The sequence below is a fragment of the Citrobacter sp. CK195 genome (assembly GCF_030333365.1).
Classification (GTDB): Bacteria; Pseudomonadota; Gammaproteobacteria; order Enterobacterales; family Enterobacteriaceae; genus Citrobacter_B; species Citrobacter_B koseri.
The window spans coordinates 14239-33711 of the sequence record NZ_JAOWGB010000018.1 but is presented as its reverse complement, the minus strand read 5'-3'; the positions used below and the strand labels follow the sequence as shown (position 1 = coordinate 33711).

The 19473-nt window shown below is 53.3% G+C and carries 18 protein-coding genes and 1 rRNA gene; 11 read left to right on the top strand and 8 right to left on the bottom strand.

The features are described from left to right. The first annotated feature begins 46 nt into the window (after positions 1-46). Together rrf and OGX93_RS02550 are read left to right on the top strand one after the other, a co-directional pair. Positions 47-162: ribosomal RNA gene (rrf, locus tag OGX93_RS02555) — 5S ribosomal RNA — on the top strand. Positions 163-508: 346 nt separating this feature from the next. Beyond that, positions 509-1807 carry an MFS transporter gene (locus tag OGX93_RS02550; RefSeq protein ID WP_047461905.1) on the top strand — a complete coding sequence of 433 codons (1299 nt, stop codon included), beginning with the start codon at positions 509-511 and terminating at the stop codon, positions 1805-1807. Here OGX93_RS02550 and OGX93_RS02545 read toward each other — a convergent pair. From OGX93_RS02545 to trxC, 5 genes are all read right to left on the bottom strand, one after another. Beyond that, on the bottom strand, positions 1804-2127 hold the full coding sequence (locus OGX93_RS02545; protein WP_115626777.1) for a YfiM family lipoprotein: 324 nt from the start codon (positions 2125-2127) through the stop codon (positions 1804-1806). The genes OGX93_RS02550 and OGX93_RS02545 overlap by 4 nt on opposite strands. 48 nt (positions 2128-2175) lie before the next feature. Beyond that, a complete protein-coding gene (pssA, locus tag OGX93_RS02540; RefSeq protein ID WP_012131199.1) occupies positions 2176-3531 on the bottom strand; it encodes a CDP-diacylglycerol--serine O-phosphatidyltransferase in 1356 nt (451 codons plus the stop codon). A 114-nt stretch (positions 3532-3645) separates the two neighbouring features. Next, on the bottom strand, positions 3646-6306 hold the full coding sequence (locus OGX93_RS02530; protein WP_198448675.1) for a bifunctional acetate--CoA ligase family protein/GNAT family N-acetyltransferase: 2661 nt from the start codon (positions 6304-6306) through the stop codon (positions 3646-3648). Between the two features lie 35 nt (positions 6307-6341). Further along, positions 6342-7040: a tRNA-uridine aminocarboxypropyltransferase gene (tapT, locus tag OGX93_RS02525; protein ID WP_047461910.1), complete on the bottom strand. Its 699-nt coding sequence runs from the start codon at positions 7038-7040 to the stop codon at positions 6342-6344. 69 nt (positions 7041-7109) lie between these two features. Continuing rightward, on the bottom strand, positions 7110-7529 hold the full coding sequence (gene trxC / locus OGX93_RS02520; protein WP_047461913.1) for a thioredoxin TrxC: 420 nt from the start codon (positions 7527-7529) through the stop codon (positions 7110-7112). Positions 7530-7737: 208 nt separating this feature from the next. On the opposite strand from trxC, the gene OGX93_RS02515 reads away from it, so the two are divergent. Beyond that, a complete protein-coding gene (locus OGX93_RS02515; RefSeq protein ID WP_286449324.1) occupies positions 7738-8784 on the top strand; it encodes a tRNA/rRNA methyltransferase in 1047 nt (348 codons plus the stop codon). Positions 8785-9013: 229 nt separating this feature from the next. On the opposite strand, the gene ung is transcribed toward OGX93_RS02515, so the two are convergent. Continuing rightward, complete coding sequence (ung, locus tag OGX93_RS02510; protein WP_047461918.1) at positions 9014-9703, bottom strand: uracil-DNA glycosylase; 690 nt, start codon at positions 9701-9703, stop codon at positions 9014-9016. A gap of 318 nt (positions 9704-10021) precedes the next feature. Between ung and grcA the strand changes: the two genes are divergently transcribed. After that, positions 10022-10405 (top strand): autonomous glycyl radical cofactor GrcA, encoded by a 384-nt coding sequence (gene grcA / locus OGX93_RS02505; protein WP_012131205.1) that lies wholly within the window; start codon positions 10022-10024, stop codon positions 10403-10405. 46 nt (positions 10406-10451) lie between these two features. Here grcA and srmB read toward each other — a convergent pair whose 3' ends face one another. Next, positions 10452-11789: an ATP-dependent RNA helicase SrmB gene (gene srmB / locus OGX93_RS02500; RefSeq protein WP_012131206.1), complete on the bottom strand. Its 1338-nt coding sequence runs from the start codon at positions 11787-11789 to the stop codon at positions 10452-10454. A gap of 131 nt (positions 11790-11920) precedes the next feature. Between srmB and trmN the strand changes: the two genes are divergently transcribed. Further along, positions 11921-12658 carry a tRNA(1)(Val) (adenine(37)-N(6))-methyltransferase TrmN gene (gene trmN / locus OGX93_RS02495; protein ID WP_286449322.1) on the top strand — a complete coding sequence of 246 codons (738 nt, stop codon included), beginning with the start codon at positions 11921-11923 and terminating at the stop codon, positions 12656-12658. Here the strand turns inward: trmN and nadB are convergent. Further along, entirely contained in the window at positions 12643-14265 is a 1623-nt protein-coding gene (gene nadB / locus OGX93_RS02490; RefSeq protein ID WP_049009471.1) for an L-aspartate oxidase, read from the bottom strand. The genes trmN and nadB overlap by 16 nt on opposite strands. A gap of 273 nt (positions 14266-14538) precedes the next feature. On the opposite strand from nadB, the gene rseD reads away from it, so the two are divergent. From rseD to lepA, 6 genes are all read left to right on the top strand, one after another. After that, on the top strand, positions 14539-14694 hold the full coding sequence (gene rseD / locus OGX93_RS02485; RefSeq protein WP_123907454.1) for a rpoE leader peptide RseD: 156 nt from the start codon (positions 14539-14541) through the stop codon (positions 14692-14694). Then, positions 14691-15266, top strand: coding sequence for an RNA polymerase sigma factor RpoE (gene rpoE / locus OGX93_RS02480; RefSeq protein ID WP_006176728.1), 576 nt, complete (start codon positions 14691-14693; stop codon positions 15264-15266). Before rseD ends, rpoE begins: the two co-directional genes overlap by 4 nt. A gap of 31 nt (positions 15267-15297) precedes the next feature. Continuing rightward, on the top strand, positions 15298-15948 hold the full coding sequence (gene rseA / locus OGX93_RS02475) for an anti-sigma-E factor RseA (protein ID WP_047461936.1): 651 nt from the start codon (positions 15298-15300) through the stop codon (positions 15946-15948). Beyond that, a complete protein-coding gene (rseB, locus tag OGX93_RS02470; RefSeq protein WP_047461939.1) occupies positions 15948-16904 on the top strand; it encodes a sigma-E factor regulatory protein RseB in 957 nt (318 codons plus the stop codon). The genes rseA and rseB overlap by 1 nt, the downstream gene beginning before the upstream one ends. Further along, positions 16901-17380: a SoxR-reducing system protein RseC gene (gene rseC, locus OGX93_RS02465; protein ID WP_012131211.1), complete on the top strand. Its 480-nt coding sequence runs from the start codon at positions 16901-16903 to the stop codon at positions 17378-17380. Before rseB ends, rseC begins: the two co-directional genes overlap by 4 nt. A gap of 282 nt (positions 17381-17662) precedes the next feature. Continuing rightward, the gene (lepA, locus tag OGX93_RS02460) at positions 17663-19462 is read left to right on the top strand and encodes a translation elongation factor 4 (RefSeq protein WP_047461945.1); all 1800 of its coding nucleotides are present in this window, start codon (positions 17663-17665) and stop codon (positions 19460-19462) included. The last annotated feature ends 11 nt before the right edge of the window (positions 19463-19473 follow it).

Below are 19473 nucleotides of genomic sequence, written 5' to 3'. Positions count from 1 at the left end.
TACAGATTAGAGTTTAATGCGAGAGGCATTAGACGAACAGAATTTGCCTGGCGGCCGTAGCGCGGTGGTCCCACCTGACCCCATGCCGAACTCAGAAGTGAAACGCCGTAGCGCCGATGGTAGTGTGGGGTCTCCCCATGCGAGAGTAGGGAACTGCCAGGCATTAATTAAAGTGAAGAGGCCATCCTGAGGGATGGCCTTTTTGCGTTCATGCGTCCGGGTGCAGCCGGATGTCGGCTGCGCCTTATCCGGTCTACAGACTGTGTGCAAAATACCCGGGATGTTTTTGTAGGCCGGATAAGGTGTTCACACCGCCATCCGGCATATATGCGCTGTTCTGCCGGATGACTATTCCCTCCGTATATTCCTAAATCGTTTTCCTGCTAACTAAAATATCGATCTCTGTCACAAAATAAATAATAACAATTATATAACATTTCATTCACTAAAAAAGACAGTGAAAAGTACCGACGAGCTCGGGTGGATCTTTGGCGGGAGTATATTTCTAATGACTGAAAGCAGTGTAACTGTAAACGGGTCGCTGGCAAGCAGCGACACCCGTCGTCGCGTATGGGCAATTGTGGGGGCATCATCAGGGAATCTGGTCGAGTGGTTTGATTTCTATGTCTATTCCTTCTGCTCTCTCTACTTTGCGCACATCTTTTTTCCTTCGGGAAATACCACCACTCAGCTTTTACAGACCGCCGGGGTTTTCGCCGCAGGCTTCCTGATGCGTCCCATTGGCGGCTGGCTTTTTGGTCGGATTGCCGATAAGCATGGTCGTAAGAAATCAATGCTTCTCTCTGTTTGCATGATGTGTATGGGCTCGTTAGTCATTGCCTGCCTGCCGGGGTATGCCACGATCGGCACCTGGGCTCCGGCTCTTCTGCTGTTGGCTCGTCTGTTTCAGGGGCTGTCTGTTGGAGGAGAATACGGAACCAGTGCGACCTATATGAGTGAGGTAGCTGTTGAAGGCCGCAAAGGTTTTTACGCATCGTTCCAGTATGTCACTCTGATCGGTGGTCAGTTACTGGCACTGCTGGTTGTGGTTATCTTGCAGCAAACGCTGGAGGAATCTTCCCTCAGAGAATGGGGATGGCGTATTCCTTTTGCATTGGGCGCCGTACTGGCCGTTGTCGCGCTTTGGTTGCGTCGACAGTTGGATGAAACCTCAAAACAAGAAACCCGCGCGCTGAAAGAGGCTGGATCGCTCAAAGGACTATGGCGTAACCGTAAAGCGTTTATCATGGTACTGGGATTTACCGCTGCGGGTTCGCTGTGTTTCTATACCTTCACAACCTATATGCAGAAGTATCTGGTGAATACCGCCGGTATGCATGCCAATGTCGCCAGCGGAATCATGACGGCGGCGCTGTTTGTCTACATGCTAATTCAACCCCTGTTTGGCGCTCTTTCAGATAAAATCGGCCGACGGACATCAATGCTCTGCTTTGGCGCTCTGGCTGCGCTATTTACCGTACCTATTCTGTCAGCATTACAGAATGTCACTTCACCTTACGCAGCCTTTGGGTTGGTGATGTGCGCCCTGTTGATCGTGAGTTTCTACACCTCAATCAGTGGGATCCTGAAGGCGGAAATGTTTCCTGCCCAGGTGCGGGCATTGGGGGTAGGGCTTTCCTATGCGGTGGCGAATGCGCTGTTCGGCGGCTCTGCGGAATATGTTGCGCTGTCTCTGAAGTCCGTTGGTATGGAGACATCATTCTTCTGGTATGTGACCATTATGGCTATCGTGGCATTTCTGGTGTCGCTGATGCTGCACCGCAAGGGAAAAGGGTTACGTCTCTAGTTCCGCGCCATTTGCCAGACGGCGTAACCTGTGGTTGCGCCTGCAACATCCCAGGCGAAGTCTTTCCAGCTCCAGCCGCTCCCTCCGGGGCGGCTGTCCCACATCTCTTTTGACGCACCGAGACTAATGGAGAACAGCAGCCCAACGGTTGCACTGCGATCGCGGCTCATTCCCTGATGCCGGGCATACTCATTCCCGGCGGCGGAAAGCATGGCTGATGCAATGAAGTGTTGCGCTTTATCCTGCCCGCTCCAGCTGTCATTAGACATATGGCTACAGCCTGAGAGCAACAACATGCCAAAAAGTATAAGGAAACGCACCGTGACCCTCACAGGAAAAACCCCGTCGCAGGGACGGGGCTTTTTGATTTACAGAATACGGCTGATTAATCTGTCGATTCGAATACGACGGAGTCTGCGGATGAGTTTACGGACTTTAACCGGATAGTCAGCGATGCTTTGTAGATCGCGGTAATGCTTAACAACCGTGGTGTGAGTGCGGATAAGCTCCAGCTCTTTCTCTCTCTGGGGAGCAAGTTCCTGTTTTGGATCGTGAATCAGAATTGCGTTTTCCAGATCCAGACGCCATGCTCGCGGGTTAAGGTTGTTCCCGGTGAGCAGCATCCACTTATCATCAACCCACATTCCTTTCAGGTGATAAGTATTGTCGTCATCTTTCCACAAACGCACTACGAGCTGATCGGTGTTGACGTAATACTGCAAGCGGCTGAGGAAGCGACGCAGGTTAATCTCGTAGAGATAGGGAAGCGCGCCGATGATTTTAAACGGTTCATCCTCAGGGATATAAAAGTCGTTGGCGGTTTTATCACCCACGATAATCTCAACCTTTTTCCCTTCGCGCAGCAGTTGGATGATGTTGCGAACCAGCAGCGCAGGCAAGTTGAAATAAGGTGTGCAAATTGTGAGCTTATGCTCTGCACAGGGCATAAGATGGAAAATGGTCTTGTTCAGCAGGCTCGATTTTCCCAGCCCAACCAGTGGCGTAACGGAAAGTTGCTCGTTGTCGGCATCGCCCTGGAAATGGTATGACGCATCGCGCAATTCCTGGCGATACAAACGAATGTCGTTTTTAATCTCCGGGCTTTTCGGACGCTGGGCACTGTCCAGGCGATTTACGCCGCGACCGTTAAGCAGATTCTGCGTGACCCACTCATACATGATGTCGGCCATCTTTGCATTACGAATCAACTGGTAACGATCATAACGATATTTATCATGCTGATGCAGATAGACGTCGTTCAGGCTGGCGCCGCTGTAAAGGACGCTATCATCAATGATAAAGCCTTTAAAATGCAGTACGCCAAGCGCTTCACGCGTGTTAATCGGCACGCCGTAGACAGGAATATCGATGCCTGGGTTTTCTTGCGCCATTCGGCAATACCAGTCAGCGTTGGTATTAGACGCGGCTGCGCCAATACGTCCACGCTGAGCGCGGTGCCAGTCGACAAGTACCCGAACATCCAGCTCAGGACGCTGCCGTTTAGCCTCATAGAGCGCGTCGAGTATGCCCTTGCCGCCGTCATCCTGTTCAAGATACAGGGCAATAATGCAAATACGCTGCGTCGCGCTGGCTATCTTCTCCAGCAGAGTCTCCCTGAAATTAGCGGGAGCATAAAAGAAATCTACATCATCAACTGGCTGAGAGATCTTAGGTAGTTGGGCAAGGTGTTGTTGATGTTTATTACGCTTAAATTTTGACAACATCACAGTGCATTTCTTCTCTGTTCATTGAAGGGTCCTCTGTGCTATGCAGACGACATAAGCGAGCAATGATAACACCAGTACCCGTTAAAGTGGTCAACATTTCCAGTACCTTACTCACGATTCCTCGTATTGGGCCAGATTCAGCGTCAGCCCAACAATCCCCTCTTCGAGCTGGATATCAACATCAAACCCGAGCTTTCGGGCCAGTGCCACCATGCCGCGATTGTTTGGCATCGTAATGCCATTCAGACGTCTCAGTCCGTGATCTCGGGTATAAGCAATCAATTTTTCCATTAATCGCCGGCCTAATCCTAACCCTTTGAGATCTGAGCGAACCAGCACGGCAAATTCCGCATCAAGGTTATCCGGGTCGGAGATCGCGCGCGTTACCCCGAGGATCTCTTCAGTTTGATCAATACGGCGCACGGCAACAAATGCCATTTCCCGATCGTAGTCGATCTGCGTCATGTTGGCTAAATCTTCATGAGTAAATTCATTGATCTCGCTAAAATAACGGTAATACAAATCCTCTTTTGTCACCTGAGAAATGAACTGCTGTAGATAAGGCTCATCTTCCGGCAGGATAGGGCGAAACAGGCAACGTTCGCCGTTTTTCATCTCAACCCACTCTTCAAGCTGCTGCGGATAGGGGCGAATAGCGAGTCGGCTCTCGTTGTCGCCATCATAAGGGGCGATATCCAGCGTGACGTCCAGCGCAGTAAACTCGCCAGCAGAAGCCAGCAGGGGATGGATATCCAGACGCTGAATTTCCGGGCAATCGACAATCAGGTTCGAGACCTGTACCAGCAGCTGGCTTAACCCTGTGATATCCAGCGGGCGTAGCGCGCTCCGGCCACGAATTTTTTTACTTTTGATTCCCTGAATAACCAAATAGCGCGCCAGATTCATGTTTAACGGCGGCAGCGCGACGACGGCCTGCTCTTCGGGTCGCCACTCTACGCCGCCTTCGCCAAGCATAATCAGCGGCCCAAAGACCGGGTCGTGTTCGACGACGACGCGAAGTTCCTGCGCGCCGGCACGGTTCGCCATACTCTGGACTAACAGACCGTGAATGCGCGCCTGAGGCCAGGCCATTTTTACACGATCGAAAATGGCATTCGCGGCTTGCTGAACTTCCGTTGCCGTGCGCAGATAGAGCATTACCCCCTGAACTTCCGATTTATGCGGAATATCCGGCGAACGCAGTTTTAACGCTACCGGGTAGCCAATTTGCTCGGCGATATGCACTGCTTCCGCGCTGTCGCCAGCAATCCAGGTAGGAAGCGTGTGTAACCCATACGCCTGCAAGATAGGCTGAACTTCATGGGTATCCAGCGACGTTGCACCCTCTGCAATCGCCTGCTGTAACAGGTTATGCGCTTGAGCCGTGTCTGAGGTCAGGTTGCCCGGCAACACCGGGGTTTCCCGTAATTGCTTCTGGTTACGCCGGTATTCCACCATGTGCATAAAGGCAGTGATGGTGCCTTCCGGTGTTCGATAGGTAGGTAATCCCGCTTCACTGAACATTTTGCGGGCTTCCTGAGAGGAAAACTCGCCGCACCAGTTGGTGAGTAAGGTGACGAATTTCCCTCTGGGATGATGTTTTACCGCTTCAATGAGCGCGTGTGCGCTCTCGGTACCTGGTGCGGCGGCGCTGGGTGAGTGGATCACCATCAGCGCATCAAAATCCTGGCTGGCGAGTAAGATATTCAGCGTTTTGACGTAGTGTTCACAGCTGGCATCATCACGCAAATCCAGCGGGTTGGCGATATCGACGTGAGCAGGTAGTGCTTCGCTTAGCTTAAGTCGGGTCTCTTCGCTCAGGGTGGCGAGCTTGCCGTTGCGCGACCACAGCTCATCCAGCGCCAGCGCGGCGGGCGCAGCGCCATTGCTGATGATCATCAACCTGTCGCCACGTAATGGCCGCATATGGCTCAGCGTTTCGACCGCCGAAAAGAGTTCGTGAGTATCCTGCACGCGTAAAAGCCCCGCACGCTGGATGGCGGCATCCCATGCCGGGTCCATGCCGACACTGGTATTTAACAAACGTTGCGCCGCTGGGCTGCGACCGCTTTTAATCACCAGAATGGGTTTATTTCGCGATGCGCTACGGGCGGCGGAGACAAAGCGTCGCGCGTCGCTCAGATGTTCGAGATAGAGCAAAATGGCGCTGGTTTTACTGTCGCGCGCCAGATAATCCAGCAATTCATCAACATCAATGTCCAGACTGTCGCCAAGCGCGATAAAATAAGAAAAGCCCATCTCCCGCTGTTGCGCCCAGTCGAGAATCGTATTGGAGACGGCGGCGGATTGCGAAATAAACGCGAGTTTTCCACGCTTGATCGGAACCGGAGAGAAACTGGCGTTAAGCCCTTGCCAGGGGGCGAGTAAACCCAGGCTATTTGGGCCGAGTAGTCGCATTTTATAGCGTTGGGCACATGCCAGAAGTTCAGCGTGCTGCGCTGCGGGCGCCGACAAAATAATGCAGGTTTTACAGCCTTTTTCCCCCAGCGCCTCCAGCAACGCGATATTACGGCTGGCGTTGGTGCACAGAACGGCGAGATCCGGTGTAAAAGGCAAACTGGCGACGTCGGGCCAGGCCAGGACGCCTAAGACGGCTTTCCATGCGGGCGTTACAGGTAATACCGGGCCATTAAAGCCTCCAGCCAGCAGGTTACGCATCATCAGGTAACCTGCGCGATTGGGCTTCATCGACGCCCCTAGCACCGCTATCGATTTTGGTCGCAGTAGTGCTTCCAGTCCTCTCTGACTCATGCCGGTCTCCCTTACGCAGAAGTGACCGAATGATTTTAAACGCTTTCTGCTGTTTCTGTTGTGACGCTTCCCTGATGTTGCGTTTTTCCTGCCAGATAGCGCGTTTTAAAGCGTGAGAAGTGATCGCCTAAATGGGTTGCCGCGGCCGTGTCGCCCGCCAGATCCAGCAGCGCTATTGCCACTTCGGCAGTGCAATACTGCCCTTCGGCATGAACTTCTCGCAGGTGATAGGCGGAAAGACGCGATAAATCAACGGAAATAACCGGCAGGTTATCGAGATAAGGGCTTTTACGGAACATTTTGCGCGCTTCCGGCCAGGTGCCGTCGAGCATGATAAACAGCGGCGGTTTTCCGGCTGGTGGCGTGAAAATGACCTCGCGTTCTTCCCCGGCATAGGAGGCGGGGAATACGACCATCGGCTGATAATCCGGGTTGTTAACCAGATCGAGCAGCGCCTGCGGCGGTTCGGTACGCGACCATTGAAAGGCTGTTGTTTCCGGCAGAATATCGGCAATCAGACGCCCCGTATTGCTGGGTTTCATTGGCTCGGTATCAAACATCACCAGACAAAAACGGCTTGTCGCCTGAGAAGGTGAGAGGGTATCGCACAGGCAGAGTTTCAACGGGAGCAGACAGCGCTGACAGCGACGAATGCGGTTTCCTCTGGCAAGAAAAGGACGCGTGGCGCGTGTGAGGCGTTCGGCGCGTAACTGGAGAACAGCGTTATCAGTCATGGAAGAATACAGTGAAAAACGCTATTGTCGCAGAGGTGAAAACGGGGCACAAGATGCGCCCCGTGGAGATTACAGCGATTCGTTCAGCCAGCTGTCGAATGGTGCTTTAGGAACTGCGCCATTTAACATGTCGATGACTTCGCCGTTCTTAAAGATCATGATGGTCGGGATGCTGCGGATACCGAAACGGGCGCTGAGTTCACGTTCCGCTTCTGTGTTAACTTTCACAAAACGCACCTTACCGCTGCGCTCTTCCGCGACATCTTCAAAAATCGGGGCAAAGTTACGGCATGGGCCGCACCACGGCGCCCAGAAATCGACCACCACAGGGAGATCGTCTTTCAGCAGCTTATCCAGCGTTTCACCGGTCGCATTAATCACCTCTCCATCGAACAGGTCGTGACCACAGCGTCCACATTTTGCCGCATCCTGAATACGATCATCGGGAATGCGGTTGATTGCCTGGCAGCTGGTACAAACGGTATTCATAACTAACCTCTGGATGAGTAGGGTAGACTTTTCCGGCAATTACGCCGATATGTTTCCAATATGTTACATATTATCGATGAGACTGTTTTAAACAACAATGTGTTTTATTCAATGAGTACAATAGTCATTAGCTTTTAAATGAAATAATGGCTAACCGGGTGCACATCGGGTAATCTTCGCGCTTCGCGCAGCGCTGGTGGAGAAAAGCATGAACGATGAATTAAAGAACAAAAGCGGCAAGGTCAAAGTGATGTATGTCCGCAGTGATGATGACTCTGATAAACGCACCCATAACCCGCGTACCGGGAAAGGGGGAGGTCGTCCAGGAAAGTCTCGTACTGACGGTGGCCGTCGCCCCGCCCGCGATGCTCGTGATGAAAGAAGCGGTCAGATTCGCGATCGTAAGCGTGAAGACTCACCGTGGCGTACCGTTTCCCGTGCGCCAGGCGATGAAACGCCTGAGAAAGCCGATCACGGTGGAATCAGCGGTAAAAGTTTTATCGACCCTGAAGTTTTACGTCGCCAGCGTGCGGAAGAGACCCGTGTCTACGGCGAAAACGCCTGTCAAGCCCTGTTCCAGAGTCGCCCGGATGCGATTGTCCGCGCATGGTTCATTCAGAGCGTGACCCCTCGCTTTAAAGAAGCGTTACGCTGGATGGCGGCTAACCGCAAAGCGTACCATGTTGTGGATGAAGCTGAACTGGCGAAAGCCTCTGGAACTGAGCACCACGGCGGCGTTTGTTTCCTGATTAAAAAGCGTAACGGTACGACCGTTAAGCAGTGGGTAAGCCAGGCGGACGCGCAGGATTGCGTGCTGGCGCTGGAAGATGTGGCTAACCCGCACAACCTTGGCGGCATGATGCGTAGCTGTGCGCACTTTGGCGTAAAAGGCGTGGTGGTACAGGACGCGGCGCTTCTTGAATCCGGTGCGGCGATCCGTACGGCAGAAGGCGGCGCGGAGCATGTTCAGCCGATCACGGGCGACAGCATTGTGGATGTGCTGGATGATTTCCGTCAGGCGGGTTATACGATCGTCACCACGTCCAGCGATCAGGGCAAACCGTTGTTTAGTACGGCGCTGCCAGCGAGAATGGTGCTGGTGTTAGGGCGTGAGCTGGAGTCCCTGCCGGAAGCAGCGCGTGAACCTGGCGATCTGTGCGTGAAAATTGATGGCACCGGAAATGTTGAAAACCTCAACGTCTCTGTCGCAACCGGCGTATTGCTGGGCGAATGGTGGCGTCAGAATAAAGCATAATCAGGTGTAAGTGCCTGATGGTGCTGCGCTTATCAGGCCTACGGCAATGATTTGTAGGCCGGGTACTCGGCGTAAGTGCCTGATGGCGCTGCGCTTATCAGGCCTACGGCAATGATTCGTAGGCCGGGTACTCGGCGTAAACGCCTGATGGCGCTGCGCTTATCCGGGCCTACGGTAATGATTCGTAGGCCGGGTAAGGCGAAGCCGCCACCCGGCGCAAAGCAAAAACTTATTCGCTCTCTGCCGGTAATACCGGCATCCAGTCAATCGGCTTCTCGCCGTGCTGCTCCAGCCATTGATTCGCCAATACAAAATGGTTACAGCCAAAGAATCCCCGATGTGCCGACAACGGCGACGGATGCGGCGCTCTCAACACGTAATGGCGCTGGCGATCGATAATCGCCCCTTTCTTTTGTGCGTGCGAACCCCAGAGTAAAAAGACGACCCCTTCACGATGTTCGTTAACAAGGCTGATCACTTTGTCTGTAAAGGTTTCCCATCCCAGACTGGCGTGAGAATGCGCCTGGCCTGCGCGGACGGTCAGCACGGTATTTAATAACAATACCCCCTGACGCGCCCAGCTCTCCAGATACCCATGAGCAGGGCGGGTAAAGCCCGGTATGGACGTTTCCAGTTCTTTATACATGTTCAGCAGAGAAGGCGGTGTGGCAATACCCGGACGAACAGAAAACGCCAGACCATGCGCCTGCCCAGGGCCGTGATAAGGGTCTTGCCCCAGAATCACCACTTTGACATCACCGAGTTCAGTGAAGCGAAACGCGTTAAATACATCCTTCTGTGGAGGATAGACTGTCATTCCTGACTGACGTTCGCCCGCAACGGTATGGAGTGTGTTAACAAAATAGGGCTGCTGCTTCTCATCTGCCAGCACATCGTGCCAGGTTAAATCGGTGGCCATCTCGCTCTCCTGCGAATTTTTCAATTTGCATAGCTTAACTGCTTCTTTCTATGGTGCAAAATCGCGTGTGTCACAAACCCGGCTACCCCTTAAAGATAGTTGAAAATTTATGTAAAAAGTTTATGTGTGGACGTGGCGTAAGTTGATGTAAAACAATAAATTCCATGCAACACCCTCTTTGTGGTGTGGTTTTTATTGATTTAAATCAAAGAATCAAGGGTGTGTGAGGGGTATATATACACTCAAGCAACAATGGTTTTACCAATTGGCCGCGAACAGGCCGATCATAATCAAACACTTTTGCCGGGGAGGCATCACATGATTACAGGTATCCAGATTACTAAAGCCGCTAACGACGACCTGCTGAATTCTTTCTGGTTGCTGGACAGCGAAAAAGGCGAAGCACGTTGCATCGCGGCGAAAGCCGGTTTTGCCGAAGATGAAGTGGTTGCAGTGAACAAACTGGGTGAAATCGAATACCGTGAAATTCCGATGGAAGTAAAACCGGAAGTTCGCGTTGAAGGCGGTCAGCACCTGAACGTTAACGTTCTGCGTCGCGAAACGCTGGAAGATGCCGTTAAGCACCCGGAAAAATATCCGCAACTGACCATCCGTGTTTCTGGCTATGCCGTGCGTTTTAACTCCCTGACGCCGGAACAGCAGCGCGACGTTATCGCTCGTACCTTTACTGAAAGCCTGTAAGGCTGACTGATAACATAAAAACGCCGGGTTAGCCCCGGCGTTTTTTTTACTCTTCGTTGGACTGCTTCTGCGCGTCCGTACCCGTACCAGCAGGCTTGCGGCGTTTACCAATGTTTTTGGTATCACGGTGACGTTTCTTCACGCGCGGCTTCTCTTTTTCTTGTTTTTTCTTCTCAGCACGTTTAGCCAGCACTTTCTTGGATGGCTTGCCGGTCAGTTTTTCGCTCGGCGCACGAGTGGTTGGACGCAATTCATCAATGACGCGCGCTTTCAGCGTCTCTTCAATATAGCGACCCACTTTTCCCAGCAGCAGATGGTCATGCGCTTCTACCAGGGAAATCGCCGTTCCTTTACGTCCTGCACGTCCGGTACGGCCGATACGGTGCAGATAGGTATCGCTGCTGCGTGGCATATCGAAGTTAAAAACATGGCTTACATCAGGGATATCAATCCCGCGAGCGGCGACGTCGGTCGCGATCAGCACGTTCACGCGGCCATCGGTCAGACGTTTGATCGCTTCGTTACGCTTACCCTGTACCATCTCGCCTTCGAGATAGCAGTTATTGATGCCTGCTTCGCGCAGCCAGCCTGCCAGCTCATGTACACGCTCACGTTTACGTACGAAGACGATAGAACGGGTGGCTTCAGGTTGTTTTAACAGGTGTACCAGCAAAGCGGTTTTGTGCTGAATATCATCAGCACGGTAGTACCATTGATGAATCTTTTTGCGTTCGCGGGTAGACGGGGTTGCTGAGACCTCGACCGGATCTTCCAGCAGACGTTCAGCAAAATCGTTAATTGCGCCGCCTTCCAGCGTAGCGGAGAACAGCATGGTCTGTTTGCGCCAGCGGGTTTCACCTGCGATATGCTCGATATCCTGGGCGAAGCCCATGTCCAGCATACGGTCGGCTTCATCAAGAATCAGCGTTTCAACCGCGCGGCAGTCAAAGTTTTCTTCTTTAATATATTGCAGCAGGCGACCCGTGGTGGCGACCACAATATCCTGGTTCTCGCTGAACACCTCGGCATGGTTCATATAAGCCACGCCGCCGGTGATTGTCGCAATATCCAGATGGGTGTGTTTCGCCAGTTCACGGGCGTGATCGGCAACCTGCATCGCCAGTTCGCGGGTCGGCGTAAGGATCAGAATACGCGGCGGACCGGATTTTTTACGCGGGAAGTCGAGCAGGTGCTGCAACGCTGGCAGCAGGTATGCCGCCGTTTTACCGGTGCCTGTCGGCGCAGAACCGAGTACATCACGCCCATCGAGCGCAGGCGGAATGGCGGCAGCCTGAATGGCGGTCGGGCGAGTAAAGCCTTTATCCTGGAGGGCATCCAGCAGGCTTTCATCGAGTTCAAGTTCGGAAAAAGTCGTTACAGTCATGTTCTACCTCTGTGTGGGGCGCTGATTATAGACGTTACGGCTGCAATCTTCATCTGTTTGTATGGATATCGCTTCTCAGGTATTGTTTTCACCCTACGCGATTGCCGTTTTTCCAGGAAGGTTGTTCTTTCATGTCCCAGTCTACATCCACACTTCGTCGTAATGGATTTACCTTTAAGCAGTTTTTTGTGGCGCACGATCGCTGCGCGATGAAAGTCGGTACTGATGGTATTTTATTGGGAGCATGGGCACCAGTCGCAGGCGTAACGCGGATCCTCGATATTGGTACCGGCAGCGGTCTGCTGGCACTGATGCTGGCGCAGCGTACCGACAAAAGCGTCACCATTGATGCCGTTGAACTGGACAGCGAAGCGGCGACGCAGGCGCAGGAGAATATCGCCCACTCACCGTGGCCGCAGCGGATAACGGTGCATACGGAAGATGTCCGGCAGTGGGTGCCGCGCCAGACCGCGCGCTTTGATCTTATCATCAGCAACCCGCCTTATTATGAACAAGGGGTGGAATGCGCAACGCCGCAGCGAGAGCAGGCGCGTTATACCACCACGCTCGATCACGAAGCATTACTTACCACCGCGGCTGAATGTATTACGGAAGAGGGATTTTTCTGTGTGGTGCTGCCGGAACAGACTGGCAACATCTTCACGCAGCAGGCGTTAAGCATGGGCTGGCATTTGCGTTTACGTACCGACGTAGCCGAAACGGAGTCGCGATTGCCTCATCGGGTACTGTTGGCATTTTCCCCGCGAACGGGGGAATGCTTTAGCGATCGCCTGGTGATTCGTGGGCCAGACCAGCTTTACTCTGAAGGGTACACGGCGCTGACCCAGGCGTTTTATTTGTTCATGTAAGCGTTGAGCGGCGAAAGCACCGACGGGCCGGATTCCGGCAGCAATGCGGGGTAATCCAGCGTATAGTGCAGGCCACGGCTCTCTTTACGCATCATCGCGCAACGCACAATCAGTTCCGCGACCTGCACCAGGTTGCGCAGCTCCAGCAGATTATTCGATACGCGGAAGTTAGCGTAATATTCGTCGATTTCCTGTTGCAGCATCGTAATGCGTCGCAGGGCGCGCTCCAGACGTTTGGTGGTGCGCACAATGCCGACATAGTCCCACATAAACAGACGTAGCTCATGCCAGTTATGCTGGATCACGACCAGCTCATCCGGGTTTTCAACGCGACTTTCATCCCAGGCCGGAAGCGTACTAACGCTACGGGCATACGGCATACGTCTGTCGATATCCTCTGCCGCTGACCAGCCATACACCAGACACTCCAACAGGGAATTGGACGCCATGCGATTCGCGCCGTGCAGGCCGGTATAGCTTACTTCGCCAATGGCATACAGACCGTCCACATCGGTTCGGCCAAAATCGTCGACCATCACGCCGCCGCAGGTGTAGTGGGCGGCAGGTACGACCGGAACCGGCTCTTTAGTCAGATCGATTCCCAACCCCAGCAATTTTTCATAAATCATTGGGAAGTGCTGACGCACAAATGCTTCCGGTTTATGGCTGATGTCGAGGAACATGCAGTCTGCGCCGAGACGCTTCATTTCGTGGTCAATGGCGCGAGCGACGATATCGCGCGGAGCCAGTTCGCCACGCTCATCAAAATCAGGCATAAAGCGCGTGCCGTCCGGGCGTTTGAGATGCGCCCCTTCGCCACGCAGCGCTTCCGTCAGCAGAAAGTTTCGTGCCTGAGGATGATACAGCGCGGTAGGGTGGAACTGATTAAATTCAAGATTCGCGACGCGGCACCCGGCGCGCCAGGCCATCGCGATACCGTCGCCGGAAGAGATATCCGGGTTGGTGGTGTACTGATACACTTTCGATGCCCCGCCTGTCGCCAGAACGACTGACTTCGCGTGGCATGTTTCGACCGACTCTTTATTCCGATTCCAGATCCAGGCGCCGACGACGCGGCGTGTTCCTGGCAGGCCGATTTTATCGGAGATGATCAGATCGACGGCGTTACTCCGCTCCAGTACGCGAATATTCGGATGGTTCTGTGCCTTGCTGACCAGGGTGGTTTCCACTTCTTTACCAGTGGCGTCAGCCGCATGCAGGATACGGCGATGACTATGGCCGCCTTCACGGGTCAGATGGTAGCTCTCTTCCCCGTTCGGTTGCACCTGGGTGTCAAATAATACACCCTGATCGATAAGCCACTGTACGCAAGAGCGGGCATTGCTGGCAACAAACTCCACCGCGTGGCGATCGCAAATACCGGCCCCGGCGATCAGCGTATCTTCAACATGCGAATCGATACTGTCCGTCTCGTCGAAAACGGCGGCAATACCGCCCTGAGCATAAAACGTTGAGCCTTCGCTCACCGGGCCTTTACTCAGGACTATCACCTGATGTTTTTCAGCCAGGCGCAGCGCCAGAGAGAGTCCGGCAGCACCGCTGCCAATAATCAGCACGTCACAGGAAAGTTCAGGAGTCGTAGTCATAGCGTTTGTTTAATTTACTAAACAGTGTTTGGGCAGCATAGCACCATACTGCGCGATACAGCACGTTTTATTTTTGAATGTGTTGCAATGGCTAAACATTAAAGGAAAATTCAAGGGGAAGTAAAACAAAGAAAATATTTTGCGAAGCAGGCCGTTAGCGCCAGATTATGTGATGAAATAAAGTGGCTGTTGGGTTACTCTTCAAGCGGCTAAAAGGGCATTTCTATACAGATAGTGCGTTGTTCAGACTCTGTAGACTTATAATGAGAGATAATGATCTGTCTACAACATGACAAACAAAAACAGATGCGTAACGGAACTTTACGAAAAAGAGACACTCTAAGCTGTTGCTTGCTCATAGTGCAGTTTATGGAGTGGCGTTTCGAGAGCGCGTGGAAATTTGGTTTGGGGAGACTTTACCTCGGATGAGCGAGCAGTTAACGGACCAGGTCCTGGTTGAACGGGTCCAGAAGGGAGATCAGAAAGCCTTTAACTTACTGGTAGTGCGCTACCAGCATAAAGTGGCGAGCCTGGTTTCCCGCTATGTACCGTCGGGCGATGTTCCCGATGTGGTGCAAGAGTCATTTATTAAGGCCTATCGCGCGCTGGATTCTTTCCGGGGGGATAGCGCTTTTTATACCTGGTTGTACCGTATTGCCGTCAATACGGCGAAGAATTACCTGGTTGCTCAGGGACGCAGGCCGCCTTCCAGCGATGTTGATGCGATTGACGCAGAAAACTTCGAAAGTGGCGGCGCATTGAAAGAAATTTCGAACCCTGAGAACTTAATGTTGTCAGAAGAGCTGAGACAGATAGTTTTCCGAACTATTGAGTCCCTCCCCGAGGATTTACGCATGGCAATAACCTTGCGGGAGCTGGATGGCCTGAGCTATGAAGAGATAGCCGCTATCATGGATTGTCCGGTGGGTACGGTGCGTTCACGTATCTTCCGTGCGCGGGAAGCTATTGATAATAAAGTTCAACCGCTTATCAGGCGTTGACGATAGCGGGATACTGGAAAAGGTATTAGGCATGCAGAAAGAAAAACTTTCCGCTTTAATGGATGGCGAAACGCTGGACAGTGAGCTGCTGAAAGAACTGGCTCACGACCCGGAAATGCAAAAAACATGGGAGAGTTATCACCTGATCCGCGATTCCATGCGGGGTGATACCGCTGACGTTCTCCATTTCGATATTTCCGCCCGCGTAATGGCCGCCATCGAAAATGAGCCGGTACGCCAGACGGCGCCGCTGATTCCTGAGGCCCAGCCCGCACCGCACCAGTGGCAGAAAATGCCATTCTGGCAGAAAATGCGTCCGTGGGCGGCGCAGCTCACTCAAATGGGTGTGGCTGCATGCGTATCACTTGCAGTTATTGTTGGCGTCCAGCACTATAATGGACAATCTGAAACGTCCCAGCAGCCCGAAACGCCGGTATTCAATACATTACCGATGATGGGCAAAGCCAGTCCGGTGAGCCTGGGAGTACCTTCTGACGCGACGGCTAACGGCGGTCAGCAACAGCAGGTGCAGGAGCAGCGTCGTCGCATTAATGCCATGTTGCAGGATTACGAACTGCAACGCCGACTGCACTCCGAACAGCTTCAGTTTGAGCAGGCGCAAACACAGCAAGCCGCTGTACAGGTGCCAGGAATTCAAACTTTAGGAACGCAATCGCAGTAATGAAGCAACTTTGGTTTGCCATGTCACTTGTGGCGGGTAGCCTGTTCTTCTCTGTTAACGCCTCGGCCAATACTGCGTCCGGGGCGTTATTGCAGCAGATGAATCTGGCCAGCCAGTCACTGAATTACGAGCTGTCATTCGTCAGCATCAATAAACAAGGCGTTGAGTCTCTGCGTTATCGACATGCACGCCTGGACAATCGTCCTCTTGCACAACTGTTGCAAATGGATGGCCCGCGCCGGGAAGTGGTGCAGCGTGGTAACGAAATCAGCTACTTCGAACCTGGGCTCGAACCGTTCACCCTGAACGGCGACTATATTGTCGATTCTCTGCCGTCCCTTATCTATGCCGACTTTAAACGTCTTTCTCCCTGGTATGACTTTATTTCCGTAGGCCGCACCCGCATTGCCGACAGGCTGTGTGAAGTCATTCGTGTTGTCGCGCGCGACGGCACCCGTTACAGCTATATCGTATGGCTGGATACCGAAACAAAGCTGCCGATGCGGGTGGATCTCCTTGACCGGGATGGTGAAACGCTGGAGCAGTTCCGCGTGATTTCCTTCACCGTGAATCAGGACGTTGGTAATAGCATGCAGATGCTGGCGAAAGCGAATTTGCCGCCATTGCTCTCTGTTCCTGTGGGGGAAAAGGCGAAGTTCAACTGGAGCCCGACGTGGCTGCCGCAAGGGTTTAGCGAAGTCTCCAGCAGCCGACGTCCGCTGCCTACAATGGATAATCTGCCTATCGAGTCACGCCTCTATTCTGACGGCCTGTTCAGTTTCTCTGTGAACGTGAATCGCGCGACGCAGAACAGTACCGATCAGATGCTGCGAACCGGGCGCAGAACGGTCAGCACCAGCGTACGTGAAAACGCTGAAATTACGATTGTCGGCGAACTTCCGCCGCAAACCGCGAAACGCATTGCGGACAATATTAAGTTCGGGGCAGCACAATGATTAAAGAGTGGGCGACCGTTGTCTCCTGGCAAAATGGCCAGGCACTGGTGAGCTGCGACGTCAAAGCATCGTGCAGCAGTTGCGCCTCACGGGCCGGATGCGGCAGTCGCGTGCTGAATAAACTCGGGCCGCAAACCACGCATACCATTGTGGTGCCAAGTGCCGAACCGCTGGCGCCTGGTCAAAAAGTGGAACTGGGCATTGCCGAAGGCAGCCTGCTGGGGTCAGCAATGCTGGTTTACCTGTCGCCGCTGGTTGGGCTGTTTATCTTCGCGGCGTTGTTCCAGGTACTGTTTGGTTCTGATATTGCCGCGTTGAGCGGCGCGGTGCTGGGCGGCGTCGGGGGTTTTCTGATTGCGCGCGGCTACTCGCGTAAACTGGCTGAACGCGAGGCCTGGCAGCCGGTCATTCTTAACGTTGCTCTTCCTCCCGGTCTGGTTCGTGTTGAAACACCATCTTCCGAAACGAACCCGTGATATTTTTGCCGGATGGCGGTTTCGCCTGATCCGGCCTGGGAAAGATAAGCAGACCTCCCAGGCCCGATAAGCTCGCGCCATCGGGCATCATGCTTCCCTTACGACGTTTTACATCAGAAAAGCGATGCCGTTTCCGGTTCCCGCTATCCTTGCTGTATGAACATTTCCTCGCCTCAGTGTTGTAGTGTAGAATGCAGCGTTTCAGTTAAACAGACGTTAAGCTCAGAACAGCGACTTCTAAGAGCCTGCTCAGGCAGGCGTAAGGCACAATAATTACTCTATATGAAGAACATACGTAACTTTTCGATCATTGCTCATATCGACCACGGTAAATCGACGCTGTCTGACCGCATTATCCAGATCTGCGGTGGCCTGTCTGACCGTGAAATGGAAGCGCAGGTTCTCGACTCAATGGATCTTGAGCGTGAGCGCGGTATTACTATCAAAGCGCAAAGCGTGACGCTGGATTACAAAGCGGCTGATGGTGAAACCTATCAACTGAACTTTATTGACACCCCAGGCCACGTTGACTTCTCATATGAAGTTTCCCGCTCACTGGCGGCGTGTGAAGGCGCACTGCTGGTGGTTGACGCCGGGCAGGGCGTCGAAGCGCAAACGCTGGCGAACTGCTATACCGCGATGGAAATGGATCTCGAAGTGGTGCCGGTTCTGAACAAGATTGACCTGCCAGCCGCCGATCCTGAGCGTGTGGCTGAAGAGATCGAAGACATTGTCGGCATTGATGCGACCGATGCCGTTCGCTGCTCGGCAAAAACCGGCGTAGGCGTACAGGATGTGCTGGAACGCCTGGTGCGCGATATCCCGCCGCCGGAAGGCGATCCAGAAGGCCCGCTGCAAGCGCTGATTATCGACTCCTGGTTCGATAACTACCTCGGCGTAGTGTCGCTGGTGCGTATTAAAAACGGCACCATGCGTAAAGGCGACAAAGTCAAAGTGATGAGCACCGGGCAGGTTTATAACGCTGACCGTCTGGGGATCTTCACGCCGAAGCAGATTGACCGTACCGAACTGAAGTGCGGCGAGGTAGGCTGGCTGGTTTGCGCAATTAAAGACATTCATGGCGCCCCGGTTGGCGATACATTAACGCTGGCGCGTAACCCGGCAGAGAAAGCGCTGCCGGGCTTCAAAAAAGTGAAGCCGCAGGTATACGCCGGTCTGTTCCCGGTGAGTTCTGATGACTATGAGAACTTCAGGGATGCGCTCGGCAAGCTGAGCCTGAACGACGCCTCTCTGTTCTACGAGCCGGAAAGTTCAACCGCGCTGGGCTTCGGCTTCCGCTGTGGCTTCCTGGGTCTGCTGCACATGGAGATCATTCAGGAGCGTCTGGAACGTGAATACGATCTGGACCTGATCACCACCGCGCCGACCGTTGTGTACGAAGTGGAAACCACGGCGAAAGAGATTATCTATGTCGATAGCCCGTCCAAGCTGCCGCCGCTGAATAACATCTATGAACTGCGCGAGCCGATTGCCGAGTGTCACATGCTGCTGCCTCAGGCATACCTGGGCAACGTCATTACGCTGTGTGTCGAGAAGCGCGGCGTCCAGACCAACATGGTGTACCACGGTAACCAGGTGGCGCTGACTTATGAAATCCCGATGGCGGAAGTGGTGCTCGATTTCTTCGACCGCCTGAAATCAACGTCTCGTGGTTATGCGTCGCTGGATTATAACTTCAAGCGCTTCCAGGCGTCCGACATGGTGCGCGTCGACGTGCTGATCAACAACGAACGTGTCGATGCGCTGGCGCTGATCACTCACCGTGGTAATTCGCAGAGCCGTGGTCGTGAGCTGGTGGAGAAGATGAAAGAGCTGATCCCTCGTCAGCAGTTCGACATTGCGATTCAGGCGGCGATTGGTACGCACATTATTGCGCGTTCTACCGTGAAGCAGTTGCGTAAAAACGTTCTGGCCAAGTGTTACGGCGGTGATATCAGCCGTAAGAAAAAGCTGCTACAGAAACAGAAAGAAGGTAAGAAGCGAATGAAGCAGATCGGTAACGTCGAACTGCCTCAGGAAGCGTTCCTCGCCATTCTGCATGTCGGTAAAGACAGCAAATAATCCTAAGGAGT

Excerpts from the sequence above, each read along its gene's own strand:
- OGX93_RS02550 (WP_047461905.1), top strand. The coding sequence starts at position 509 with ATGACTGAAAGCAGTGTAACTGTAAACGGGTCGCTGGCAAGCAGCGAC.
- pssA (WP_012131199.1), bottom strand. The coding sequence starts at position 3,531 with ATGTTGTCAAAATTTAAGCGTAATAAACATCAACAACACCTTGCCCAA.
- OGX93_RS02530 (WP_198448675.1), bottom strand. The coding sequence starts at position 6,306 with ATGAGTCAGAGAGGACTGGAAGCACTACTGCGACCAAAATCGATAGCG.
- tapT (WP_047461910.1), bottom strand. The coding sequence starts at position 7,040 with ATGACTGATAACGCTGTTCTCCAGTTACGCGCCGAACGCCTCACACGC.
- trxC (WP_047461913.1), bottom strand. The coding sequence starts at position 7,529 with ATGAATACCGTTTGTACCAGCTGCCAGGCAATCAACCGCATTCCCGAT.
- OGX93_RS02515 (WP_286449324.1), top strand. The coding sequence starts at position 7,738 with ATGAACGATGAATTAAAGAACAAAAGCGGCAAGGTCAAAGTGATGTAT.
- ung (WP_047461918.1), bottom strand. The coding sequence starts at position 9,703 with ATGGCCACCGATTTAACCTGGCACGATGTGCTGGCAGATGAGAAGCAG.
- grcA (WP_012131205.1), top strand. The coding sequence starts at position 10,022 with ATGATTACAGGTATCCAGATTACTAAAGCCGCTAACGACGACCTGCTG.
- srmB (WP_012131206.1), bottom strand. The coding sequence starts at position 11,789 with ATGACTGTAACGACTTTTTCCGAACTTGAACTCGATGAAAGCCTGCTG.
- trmN (WP_286449322.1), top strand. The coding sequence starts at position 11,921 with ATGTCCCAGTCTACATCCACACTTCGTCGTAATGGATTTACCTTTAAG.
- nadB (WP_049009471.1), bottom strand. The coding sequence starts at position 14,265 with ATGACTACGACTCCTGAACTTTCCTGTGACGTGCTGATTATTGGCAGC.
- rseD (WP_123907454.1), top strand. The coding sequence starts at position 14,539 with ATGATCTGTCTACAACATGACAAACAAAAACAGATGCGTAACGGAACT.
- rpoE (WP_006176728.1), top strand. The coding sequence starts at position 14,691 with ATGAGCGAGCAGTTAACGGACCAGGTCCTGGTTGAACGGGTCCAGAAG.
- rseA (WP_047461936.1), top strand. The coding sequence starts at position 15,298 with ATGCAGAAAGAAAAACTTTCCGCTTTAATGGATGGCGAAACGCTGGAC.
- rseB (WP_047461939.1), top strand. The coding sequence starts at position 15,948 with ATGAAGCAACTTTGGTTTGCCATGTCACTTGTGGCGGGTAGCCTGTTC.
- rseC (WP_012131211.1), top strand. The coding sequence starts at position 16,901 with ATGATTAAAGAGTGGGCGACCGTTGTCTCCTGGCAAAATGGCCAGGCA.
- lepA (WP_047461945.1), top strand. The coding sequence starts at position 17,663 with ATGAAGAACATACGTAACTTTTCGATCATTGCTCATATCGACCACGGT.